Source organism: Motilimonas pumila (genome assembly GCF_003596335.1).
Classification (GTDB): domain Bacteria; phylum Pseudomonadota; class Gammaproteobacteria; order Enterobacterales; family CBDFNC01; genus Motilimonas; species Motilimonas pumila.
Genome location: NZ_QZCH01000007.1, coordinates 98,715 through 111,736 on the forward strand (window position 1 = coordinate 98,715; position 13,022 = coordinate 111,736).

Here is a 13,022-nt window from a genome sequence, read left to right on the forward strand (position 1 = left end):
CGCCGCAAGTGAAACGCTGAGCGGGCAAGTTGTTTTATTAGTCAGACATTTCTTCGAGGTAGCGGTCTAAATCGGCTTCAGACAAGTCATCTAAGTGATGTAATAATTCACTGAACTCATGTTGCTGATCGATTTCGTGGGCAAAGGCGACCAAAGTCGGCGACTCAAATACTTGTTTAATCTCAAGCTCGATTTGCCAATTTTGGTTAACTTGAGCAATCAACCTTGTGGCCAATAAAGAGTGGCCACCAAGAGCAAAGAAGTCATCGTCCAAGCCGACTTGATCCAGCTCTAACAGCTGTGCCCATATTGCTGCTAATGCTTGTTGGGTAGGCGTGTTTGGCGCTTGATATTGATGTACACTTTGTTGAAGTTGTGGACTCGGTAAGGCGTTAACATCGAGTTTGCCGTTAAGGGTAAAAGGCAGTTCAGATAACACCACAAATGCGCTTGGCACCATGTAATCGGGCAGCTGTTGTGACAGGGCTTGCCGTGCTTGTTGACTCAGGGTATTTTGAGCGTCGGTTGGCGTTGGCACGATATAGGCGACCAATTTGCTTGGTGTGCCTTGGGCGATCACGGCGGCATCTTCAATGATGGGGAGTGCTTGCAAGCAGGCTTGCACTTCACCAGGCTCCACCCGAAAGCCGCGTATTTGAACTTGTTGGTCCGCGCGGCCAAGAAACTCCAGCTGACCATTGGCTAACCATCTCACCTTGTCACCGGTGCGATAAAGCCGCTGGTTTTGATGCTCCACAAAACGTTGCGCGGTCAGGCGAGGCTGTTGATGGTAGCCATGTGCCACGCCGGGCCCGCCAATGTAAAGCTCACCCACAGCGCCAATAGGTTGTGGCGTCATGGCGGCATTTAAAACCCATGCCTGATGATTGGCCAGAGGTCGGCCGATACTTGGCGTATTGCCGACGCGAAGACCGGTTAATTCCACCTCTGTGACCACGTGAGTTTCAGTAGGACCATAATGGTTATGGATCTTGACGCCTTGTTTCATTAGATCTGCCATAGCAGAGTTAATGCTGAAGGCTTCTCCGGCTAATACCACCTCGCGCAGTGCAGGCAGTTGCATTTGCTGCTGAGCCAAACTGTCCAACAGAAAACTGAACATTGCAGGCGCGCTGAATATGCGTTCAACTTGATGCGTTTGCAGGTAACTGATTAAGCCCTTGCCATCTAGCTTGAGGGGGTCAGGCAATAACACTAAGGGACTGCCGGTAAACCAACTGGTGGCAATTTCCTGAATTGACACGTCAAACGCAATGGACGCCAATTGCAACGTTGTTGCGGCCTGTTGCAAGCCTCGCTGATGCTGCACCAAGTGACTGATGGTTTGGTGGCTTTGAAGCACAGCTTTGGGTTTGCCTGTACTACCAGATGTGTAAATCAGGTAAGCCGGATCCGCCATGCTCAATGTATTTTGCTTCGGCGGGGCCTCGCTATATGTTGATAAATCTTGCCAGTCTTGAGAAGTAAGGTGCACGCCTGGAACCGTTAAGTGATCGAGGCTGTTGTCACTGAGCGTAATGATGGCCTCACAATCTGCCAACATTAACGCTAATCGTTGCTGCGGCGCACTGACATCTAATGGTACATAAGCGGAGCCAGTTTTTAAGCTGGCTAAAATCGCGATGATAAGATCAGGTGAACGCGCCATCGCAATCGCAATGCGTTGATTTTTACCGGCACCATGGCTGATCAGCTTGTGAGCTAAACGATTGGCTTGTTGATTCAATTGATGCCATGTGAAACGTTGTTCAGCAAAGATCAGTGCTGTTTCATTGGCTTGGTGTATTGCCTGATGCTCTGCCAGTTGATGGATCAGCAGTGCTTGAGTCGTGAGGGTTTCTCCCTGAGCCATTTGCCTTAATTGTTGCGGGTCTCCCAGTACAATGTTGGCCAAAGGTTGGCTCGGATCTTGGCAAACGGCAGTAACAAGTTGCTCAAAGTGACGGCTTAGTTGCGAAATACTACTGGCTTCAAACAAGTCTGTTGCGTATTCCCAATCAAGGCTTAAACCCTCTGCGGTTTCTACCATGTCTAGATTAAGGTCAAATTTTGCAAAAACGCTCTCATGAGGCAGTACCTCAATTTTAATTCCTGGCAAGCTAGGTTGACTGGCTTGGTTATTTTGCAACGCCATCATCACCTGAAATAACGGCGCATGGCTTAAGCTACGTTCTGGTTGTAACTGGTCAACCAAATATTCAAATGGCAATTGGTGGTGCTCTAAAGCGGCCAAATGGGTCGACTTTGCTCTGGCAACTAACTGTTCAAAGTTGGGTTGGCCAGAAAGGTCATTTTTTAATACCAAGGTATTCACAAAAAAACCGACCAATTCAGCGATTTCGTGGCGGTCTCGGTTGGCTACCGGGGTGCCGAGAACAATTTGCTCGGCGCCTGAGTATCGCTGTAGTAAGCTCGAAAAAGCGGCTTGCAGTACCACAAATAAGGTGGTGTCTAATTGCCTTGCTAATTGATTAAGCTGTTGTGTGAGATGAGCCGAGAAACGTTGCTTGATGCGTGCGCCGGTATAACTTGCGACGTTTGGCCTGCGTTTATCGGTTGGAATGCAATGCAAAGGTGCTAAATCGGCGAGCTCTTGTTGCCAAAAATCGAACAGTTTAGCCAGTGTTTGTTGATCAAGCTCTTGGCGCTGCCAGTGAGCATAATCGGCGTACTGTATCGCTAGTTCAGGTATTTCTGGGGCGTGTTGCTGCGAATGGCCTTGGTATAAGGCGAGAATTTCTTTCTCAATAAGACTGCGCGACCAGCCGTCTGCGGCAATATGATGCATGGTCATAACTAACACGTATTCATCTTTGCACAAGTGAATTAAGCAAGCTCTGAGCATTAGATCTTTGCTTAAATCGAACTCCGTTTGGCTCTCTTGGTCAATCTGTGCCTGTAAAGCTTGCGCTTGCGCTGCGGCGTCCAGCTGGGAAAGATCATGTTGTTGTAAAGCAAATGATTCCCCTTCTATAACTTGCTGGTTAACTTCACCATTAGCGTCAACCTGGTATACGGTTCGTAAAATATGATGGCGCAAAATAATGCCGCCAAGGGCTTGCTCTAGGGCCGCGACATTCAGGCTGCCTTGAAGTTTCAAAACAGAAGGTAGGTTATATTGCGCTTTAGCCGTTTCGATCTGATCAATCAGCCACAGTCGTTGCTGCGAGAAGGACAAAGGGGCTGGCAAGCTGTCGTTGTTACGACGGCTAATTGCAACAGAGCCAGTGCTGACGGTCTGTAGCTTTTCTTCAGCATTGTCAGCTTGGGCTCCGGTGGCCAGTGGACCGGCCAATAAAAAGGCCACAATCGCGTTCACGCTAGGATGTTTAAGCACTAAGGTTGCTGGCAGTTTTAAGCTCAACGCTGCTTGTAAGCGATTCTTAAAATCCATTGACATGAGAGAGTTCAGACCATACTCAAACACATTACGGCCATTATCCACTTGCTCAGCAGACGCTAGGCCGATGACCTCTGCCAGTAAGCCTGCTACGGTAGTTTGTAACAGGGCTTTTTGATCCGCTTGAGGCGTTTGTTGCCATACGCTGATAAAATCTTGCTGCTCGGACTCGCTTGCTTGGTAAAAACGCGCAAACAAGGTCTTACCGGCGGGGTTAGGGAATTGTTGTAAGATTTTTTGCCAATCAAGCTCAAACACGCCGCCCTGAGCCACACCGTGACTTAAGAGTTGATCCATCGCTGCTAAGCCTTGAGCATTGCTAAGCGCAGCCATCCCTGCATCACTCATACGTTGAATATCATTATCTGCTAGGTTTGCCGCCATGCCTGCGTCAGCCCATGGCCCCCAGTTAACACTTAAGGCTGCTAAGCCTAGGCTCTGACGATAATGACATAAGCTATCCATAAACGTATTCGCGGCGGCGTAGTTACTTTGACCTGCCCAGCCTACAACCGCGGCGATGGAAGAAAAGCACACAAACACATCAAGTTGAAGGGGGAGGCTGGCCTGATGTAAGTTCCAACTACCGGTTACTTTAGGCTGTAGTACTTTGTCAAATTGAGCCTTGTTTTGACTTGCGATGGTGCCGTCAGCCAATACTCCGGCGGAATGAATAATGCCTTTAAGTGGGCACGTTGAACGATTGAACTCCTTAATAACCGCTTCAATTTGTGGGTAGTCTGATACATCGGCTTGGCGCCAAGATACTTGGCAGCCCATTGCCTGCGCTTTTGCTATGGCGATTAACGCTTGCTCGCTTGGCGCTCGGCGGCCGATCAAAACAATGTGTCCGGCGCCTTGCTGCGCTAGCCAATCGAGAATGGTTAAACCCAGCCCGCCAAGCCCACCGGTTACCATATAACAGGCGTCACTGCGAATGTAATCGGGGTTGATACCGTGACAAACGGGAACTTGTAAAGTGCTGATGGGCAGTTGTAATAACTCCCCGGCGCCCTGTTGCCAATAACGGGAGAGTTGATTGACGGATTGGATAGACGCAGGTGCTATCAATGCATCATATTGCCCCGATTGGTGGCATAGCTGGATTAAGCCTTGCTCATTGATTGGCTGGTGTTGCCAGCTTGCGGGACTTAAATGACGTACTGTAATTTGTCGTTCGATAAGACCTTGCTGGGTTTTGGGCGCTAATACTAAGTCGCGATTGAGGTTTAAGAACGTTCCGAGTACGCCAAGCTGAGATAAGGCTTTGTCAATAAACTGGCCTGTTAAATCACTGACCAGTATTTGATATTCGGCATCGGTGACCGTGGCAAAGGCAAAGCTTTGTTGACTGAACACTTGAGCCACCCCGGCGGCTAACAGCTGACTTTGGTTGGCGGTATTTTGTACCGTGGCGACAACGGGGATCTTGCGGCTAAGGGCGACTTGAACAAAAGCCATGTTGGGTAAACAATCTGCATTTTGTACCAGAATAGGTTGCTGCTTATTTGCTTGTGACAAGGCTTCAGCGGCAAATGCAAGACTGGACAAATGCAGTTGGCGCAAAGCCTCAGTGTTAACGTTTTGCTGGCTTAGGTTGATGACATGCTGAGCGTCAACCAGGATTTCGCCGGCGATGCCTTGTTGCTGGATAAGTAACACTTCATCGCCAATATCAAAGCCTGTCACACTACTACCGGTCGCGCAAACTTCAGCCCAAACATCACAAAGGCCTTGTAATTGACTCGATGCGCCACCGGCTTGACTGAAACAGGTATTGATTTGCACCGCCTTTAGCTTCAGCTGGTTTGCCGTTGGCATAGGCAGGGTTTGTTGAACCGCGGTTACTTCGCCATTATGTGTTTTCAATGCAAAATGGTGTTGTGCTTGCTTTTCGGTTGGCTGGTGGGCTTGCTGGCTTAAGTGTTGTGAAGTGGCACTGACAAGCTGGTGGTAATAGCGTTGTGCTTTTTCTGAGTGATGACGCAGAGCCACTTCTTGCTGATAATCAGCGCGTAAGAGTTCCTCTATGACAGGGTCAGACGACAAGGTCAGCGCATGATCGATATCGATTAAGCGAGTCTGATATGCTGGGTATTCAGCAGCGAAGACGCGGCCAAAACCCCACAATGGTGTCTGCCACAATTGTAATGGTTCACTGTCTTGGTAGTGGTCCGCGCTCACTCGCTGGCTGGCTAAGGTGATAAAACAGACTTGATTTAGCTTCTGCCAGCCGACCTGTTCGATGGCTTGTGTCAGTGCCATTGGTAAAACCGCGCTTGAATGACATGCTTGCTGCATTTGTTCGCCGTTAAGCGATGTTATCCCATTGGCCAAGGTGTGTTGGGGTAAATAAATCAGTGAATCTGCGTCAGTAAAGGGCGCCAATGCTTGGCTCAAATCTGCCGCAGTGTAATCAGCACTATGGTCAATTGCCAGGTAATCACAAGTTTGGTTTGCGGCCAGTAGTGCTTGTTGAAGCTTAATGCCTTGCTGTTCAAGCCCGACAATTAGCCAGTGTTTCTTTTCACTGTTTGGTGCAAGCTCTGTGCTTGTTTTATCCTTTTGCCATTCAAACATGTATTCAATGGGTAATGCATTAGCGTGTTCAATCTGGGTTTTACTGGCAACGAGTTCAACGCCTAATACCTCCACTGTGACTTGGCCGTCAGGGTCGCAAATGATGATATCGCCACGAATATGCTCGTTGTCTTTGAACAGTGTATTGAGAAAAGCATACCCTTGCGCCTGCGGCTTTTTATGTAAAACCAATTGTTTAATAGCAACGGGTAAAAAGCCTGAATCGATAGTGGCAAAGAGACTTTGAAAAGCGGCGTCTAAAATACTGGGGTGCAAATGGTATTGGCTAAGATTTGCAGCCAACTTAGCCCCTAGCTGGTAAGCAATTAATGACTGCTGATCACTGTGCTGGGCCCACTGCACGCCTTGAAAGCTTTCTTGGTAGGTCAAGCCAAGTTGATGACAGTGTTGGTAAAACGCCGTTTGTTCAAGGCGTTTAGGAAGCCCTTGCTTTAAAGCAGAAATATCCAGTTGCGTTTTTTGTGGGGCGGGGGGCAGCTCACTAATAGTTCCTGCACTGTATCTTTGCCACTGTCCAGACTCGCTGTTGAGTGCTGTTACACTAAAATCCCCTGTTTGGCTGTCAAACTGGGTTTCTATGGTGTGGCTTTCTGCAATGAAAAAGGCACGTTCGAATCGAATGTTTTCCAAGCTAAGCTGAGAGTTTTCGCTGGTTTCACAGGCTAACGCCAGTGCCATCTCAATGTAAGCGGCCCCCGGATAAACGACTTCAGATTCAACTTGGTGGTCGCCAATATAAGTAAGGTCTTGCAATTCAAACTGTTTTTGCCAAATGGCTGACGTTGATTTTAAGCGACAACCAAGTAACGGGTGTTGTTCCTCTTCAAAGCCATTTTGACTTCGGATGTTTTTGATCCGCGTTTGCTGCACTTCCACTGACTCATGCCAGTAGCTTTGATGTTGCCATGGGTAATTCGGCAGGTCGATAAACTGTCCTTGTTGCGGATAAAGCTGCTGCCAATTAAGCGCTATCCCACCACAGTGCAACTGAGCCAGGCTTTGTTGTAGCATCAGGTTATCGTCTTGCTTTCGCTGCATGGTCGTCACTACAAGGCTGTCATCCAAATCCACAAGATTATTTTTAATCGAGCTGGCTAATGCTGCGTGTGGTGCGATTTCTAAAAATACTTGATAACCATCCGCTACCATACTTTCTATGGCGGCTTGAAAGTACACGGGCTCTCGCACATTATCTGGCCAATATTCGGCATTCCAAGCTTCAGTCGTGGCTTGTTTGCCTGTTACAGTGGAGTAAATAGGAATGCTTGGAGTGGCGACTTTTAGACCTGCCAGGTTGGCTATCAGCGGCGCTTTAAGTTTGTCCATCACTGGGCTGTGGTAGGGAACGGCCACTTTCAACATTCTGGCGAAAATACCTTGTTCGTCCAGTTGTTGCGCTATGTGAGTCAAAGCTTGCTCGTCACCTGACAGAGTTATGGCTTGTTCGCTATTGATGGCGCCAATTGACACCTTGTCTTCAATGCCTGCTAAGTAGGGGGCGAGAGCAGTTTTGCTCAGTGCTACAGCCAACATCTTACCTTCACCTTCGGTGGTGGCTTGCAGTTGACTACGTTGATAAATTACCCGAATGGCCGAGTCGAAATCCAGAGCGCCAGCGATATAACTGGCAGCCACTTCACCTGCACTGTGTCCAACAATGGCTGCGGGCTTGACATGCCAACTCTTTAATAACGCAGCAATAGCAACTTGTGTTGCGAAAATAGCCGGCTGGGCAATGTCGGTTTGATGGATTAAATGCTCGTCGTCACTGTGATAAATTTTGTCTGTTAAGGACCAACCAGTATAACGGGCTAAAGCCTGATCGCATTGGTCCATGGCTTCTCGAAATACCGGCTCTTGTTGATATAAGCTTTTTCCCATCGCCGGCCAAGTGGTGCCCATGCCTGAAAATACAAACGCAATTTTTTGATTGCTGTTAGACAGAGCTTTACCTTGGCATGTACTTGGGTGGTTATCGCCTTCGATAAATGCCTGTAGCCCTTGGCATAACTGCGCGATATTGTGTCCGGATACTGTCATCCGAAAGGCATGGTGGTCTCGTTTAGTGCTGGCGCTATAACATATATCGTGAAGGGGCTTGGCCGTACTCTCTGCGCTGTCATCGCTAAGGGCAGAAAGCATATCAAGGTATTTTTTTGCTAGTTGTTTAAGGGCGCTGGGTGACTTTGCACTCAGGGGTAAGAGCTTTAATAAGCTATTGATAACCGGTTGTTGATCTTTGGCCCGATTTTGCGCCTGCGGAGTGTGTTGCAGCACTACGTTGGCATTCGTACCACCAAAACCAAATGAGTTAACCACGGCATTTCTTGTGCCGCCATCTGTTTCAGGCCAAGGTTGCTCAGTGGCAGCTATTTCCAGATTCAGTTTTTCTAAATCTATTTTTGGGTTGGTGTTGTGATAGTGGATATTTTGTGGGATCACCCCATGCTGCATGGCTTTAACGGTTTTAATCAAGCCCGCCATACCGGCTGCTGCTTCGGTGTGGCCAATGTTACTTTTGACAGAGCCTATGACACATTTGGCCTGTTGCTCGGGTCTTGGACCAAAAAGCGCGCCCAAGGCATTTACTTCAATTGGATCGCCTACGGCAGTGCCGGTGCCATGGGCTTCTGCATATTGAACGTCTTGAGGTGAAATTTTCGCCTGTTGTAAGGTTTTTTCGAGCAGTTTCTTTTGCGAGTCGCCGTTTGGCACTGTGATCCCGACGGTTTGTCCATCTTGGTTGACACCAGTGGCTTTAATAACTGCAAGAATGTTATCGCCTGCGGCGACAGCATCGGATAATTTTTTGACCAGTACGAGGCCTGCTCCTTCACTGCGCACATAGCCATTCGCTGCCGCATCAAAGCTCTGGCATTTGGTATCGGGCGAGAGCATCGACGCTTTACAGATAGACATGGTCAGCTCAGGGCGTAATAGGATATTGACCCCGCCTGCGATAGCCATTTTACTGTCTCCGCTATGAATGGCTTTACAAGCCATATCAAGGGCAACTAATGAAGATGAACATGCGGTATCCAGAGTGACGCTGGGGCCAATTAAGTCGTAGCAATATGAGATCCGGTTAGCCGTTAATGTCATGGAAGGCCCCGTCGCCGAGTGGCTGCTCATCATTCCCTTTGCGCTTGAGTCGAGCTGAATTTGCTCATAGTCATGCATGAATTGGCCAATATACACAGCGGTATCTGAGCCCTTAAGCTGACTGCCTGCGATCCCTGCATTTTCAAATAGCTCTTCGGTGAGCTCTAGCAACCAGCGATGTTGGGGATCAATATGGGGCGCTTCTTTTGGCGTAATATTGAAAAATTGTGGATCAAACTTATCAATGTTTTGTAGGAAACCACCGCGGTTAACGTACATTTTGTTGGCTTTATCTTTGTCACTGTCGAACCAAGCCTGGGTGTCCCAACGATCATTTGGGACATCAATGATGCCGTCTCCCGCGTTTAAAAGAAATTGCCAAAAGGCTTGAGGGGAGTCGATATTGCCAGGGTAACGACAGGATAAACTTATAATGGCAATGTCGTTTTCTTTGTCCGTTGCGTAACTCGTTGGCGCAGTGTTTTGAATGTCTGAAACGTTCATGACTATTTCCGTAGTAATAAATACTTGATGGCTTACAACTGTTATTCGTTGTTTCAATCAACAAGTTTAAAAACTCATAAACTGGCTTAAACGGCCACGTTTAGAGCATGAATACTATTTGGAATAGGCGAATTAAAGGTGTTGAAAAAATACCGCAGCTTGCAAATCGCAAACTATTTTTAGACACATCGCTATCCTTAGCTTCTCATCTAAAATAACGCTGACGTACTACGTCATCTAATCAACATTATTATTAATTAATGGAGCTCAGCGATGTTAAAACAACAAAATGTCGCTTTCAATGTCACCTAGGTGACGATTTTTTGAACAAGGATTTACTTAGGTTTAAGAGGGTTTTAATGGGTTTAACTATAAGGCTGCATGTTATTAGTGGCTTTTTATGCTTATTTACGGGTCTATTGCAGGGCTATGTGTTTCAATGGTGTTTTTTACATTTTGTTTATATCGACAATAACAATATTATCGATATGGGGCACCCAACTGAACAAATAATAGATATATTAACAGGAGTTTATTGATGTTTGGCTTAAATGTTAGCGCTACCAATCGAAATGTGGCGATTTTAATCGCATATTATCCTTGCTGCTAGAAAGGTTATTGGGTGCTCGATAACTTGAAGAATTGCGGAAAGATGAATAAAACTCAGCATAAAAGTGGTGTAATTCATGATCGATCAAAAACTGTGCAAGGGCGAATGTGAACTTTATATTGTATTTTATGACTTAGTTCACTTTTCGCCGCCGTTATTAATCAGTTACGAGGCGTTAATCGAGAAAAAGGTAGCCTAAAGTAAACCAGGTAAGCAGGGTTTTAGCGTCATTGCTGGCTAAAATTTCATCAATATCAGCCTGTTGCACTTCGGGGTTGCATAAATTCCGATAGTACTGAGATTGATTATTGCTTACATCGTATTGCTCACCCGCGACAAAAATACTGTTAGGACGCTGTGCTAAATATATGAATTTTAAGCCTGGCACTTTACGTACAATGGCGCCTTCAAGTAAAGCCGAATGAAGGGTGTCTGCGGTCATCTCTTGCGTTAATGGCAATATATCCAGCTCGTGATTCGAACTTGAAAAGTGCTGTCCGAAGAAGGGCAGTATTACTTCAGGTTGGTTAATCAGGCTTTGTAATAATGTGCTGAGTTTATCGCTTTCATGGCGGCTTATTTCACCGTATAGATTGGCTTGCGTTAATTCCGGATCGCTATAGCGTTGCCAGCAAGCTTCTTGTTGCAGCAGGTGATCAGTAAAGTCATTGAGCAGTTCTTTTTGATCCGGGGCACGAAAGCCGACGGAATAGTTTAAGGCGGCTTCAACAGCATAACCTTCATGGGGACAACCCGGAGGGATATATAAGATATCACCCGGCTCCATCACCACATCAATACATGCTTCAAAAGGGCCACAGTGCTTCAATGCTTTGTCTGAGGTAAATTCTGCGAGGTCCTGCTTTTCTCCTACCCGCCAATGTCGTTTACCCTGTCCTTGAATGATAAATACGCAGTATTGATCAATATGAGGCCCAACGCCGCCTTTGGGGGTTGAATAGCTGATCATTAAATCGTCGAAGCGCCAATTAGGAATAAAATGAAAGAGTTTCACTAAACTTGCGGAAGGCTCATGCCAATGATTAACCGCTTGGTTGAGCAAGGTGGCACCGTCTTGAGCTAAGCGACTAAAGTCTTGAAATGGACCACATTCAGCTTGCCATTTACCGTCATTCAGCGAAACCAGCCGTGATTGCACTTCCGGCTCCATGGCTAAGCCGGCCATTTCTTCGGCCGAGATGGGGTCGACAAAATCAACGATGCCCTGTTTTACAAATAATGGCTTTTTCTGCCAGTACTGGCTGAGAAAGTGGTCGATATCAATATTTAACTTAGGCACTGTATTACCTTTTATACACAAACAAAAAATTTACCAACAAAAAAGCCGCACCAAAGTGCGGCTTATTCACTGCAGCTAGAGTTTATAGCTTGTCCGTAAGCTCAACCGCTTGACCGATGTAGTTAGCAGGTGTCATGAGTTTTAACTCATCTTTGACTGATTCCGGCAAGTCAAGTGTATCAATAAAGTCTTTCATGCCTTGGCCGTCTACGCGTTTACCACGAGTCAGCTCTTTTAGCTTCTCGTATGGCTTTTCGATGCCGTAGCGACGCATCACGGTTTGAATTGGCTCGGCCAATACTTCCCAGTTTGAATCTAAGTCATTGGCTAGGCTGTCCACATTTGCTTCTAGCTTGCTGATGCCTTTTAAGCTGGCTTCGTATGCGATAACAGAGTAACCGATGGCAACGCCCAGGTTACGCAATACGGTTGAATCCGTTAAATCACGTTGCCAGCGAGAAACCGGCAGTTTCGCAGCGAGATGATCAAAGATAGCGTTAGCAAGACCCAAGTTGCCTTCTGAGTTTTCAAAGTCAATTGGGTTAACTTTATGAGGCATAGTTGAAGAACCAATTTCACCGGCAACGGTTTTCTGTTTGAAGTGACCCAGGCAGATGTAGCCCCAAACGTCACGGTCAAAGTCCAGTAAGATGGTGTTGAAACGGGCGATAGCATCAAAGAACTCAGCGATGTAATCGTGTGGCTCAATTTGCGTGGTGTATGGGTTAAATTCGAGACCAAGGCCGGTTACAAATTCTTCGGCAAACTGTTGCCAGTTAACTTCAGGGTAAGCACTTAGGTGAGCATTATAGTTACCTACCGCGCCATTGGTTTTGCCCAAAAATTCAACCGCTTTAATTTGTTTAACTTGGCGCTCAAGGCGTGCAACCACGTTTGCCATCTCTTTACCTAAAGTAGTTGGAGACGCGGGTTGACCATGGGTGCGAGACAGCATAGGTGTGTCTCGGTACTCTTTCGCTAAACCACGGATTGCTTGGGTGATTTTTTCACAGTAAGGCAATACCACTTCGTTGCGAGCTTCAGTTAACATCAGACCATGAGAGGTGTTGTTAATATCTTCTGAAGTACAAGCAAAGTGAATGAACTCAGAAACAGCGTCAAGCTCTGCGTTGTCTGCCACTTTTTCTTTCAAAAAGTACTCAACCGCTTTAACGTCGTGGTTGGTGGTGGCTTCAATATCTTTCACTCGCTGTGCGTCGGCTTCAGAGAAGTTAGCAACAATGGCGTCAAGCAATGCGTTAGCTTGCGCGCTAAACGCTGGCACTTCCGCAACGCCTTCAGTGGCAGCTAATTTCTGTAACCAGCGCACCTCAACGGTGACACGGTATTTGATTAAACCAAACTCACTAAAGATTGAACGAAGTGCTGACGTTTTACTTCCGTAACGGCCATCAACTGGAGATACCGCCGTTAATGCAGAAAGTTCCATTGTTTGCTCCTGATTTGCTGGTGTCAGATGAAAA

At 46.9% G+C, this 13,022-nt stretch carries 3 protein-coding genes; all 3 read right to left on the reverse strand.

Annotated elements, in window-relative coordinates; all coding sequences use genetic code 11:
- Positions 1 to 37 precede the first annotated feature (37 nt).
- Positions 38 to 9,628 carry a non-ribosomal peptide synthetase/type I polyketide synthase gene (locus D1Z90_RS07580; RefSeq protein ID WP_119910150.1) on the reverse strand — a complete coding sequence of 3,197 codons (9,591 nt, stop codon included), beginning with the start codon at positions 9,626 to 9,628 and terminating at the stop codon, positions 38 to 40.
- A gap of 785 nt (positions 9,629 to 10,413) precedes the next feature.
- Entirely contained in the window at positions 10,414 to 11,538 is a 1,125-nt protein-coding gene (locus D1Z90_RS07585; protein ID WP_158587077.1) for a cupin domain-containing protein, read from the reverse strand.
- Between the two features lie 82 nt (positions 11,539 to 11,620).
- On the reverse strand, positions 11,621 to 12,988 hold the full coding sequence (gene purB, locus D1Z90_RS07590; RefSeq protein WP_119910152.1) for an adenylosuccinate lyase: 1,368 nt from the start codon (positions 12,986 to 12,988) through the stop codon (positions 11,621 to 11,623).
- Positions 12,989 to 13,022: the final 34 nt, after the last annotated feature.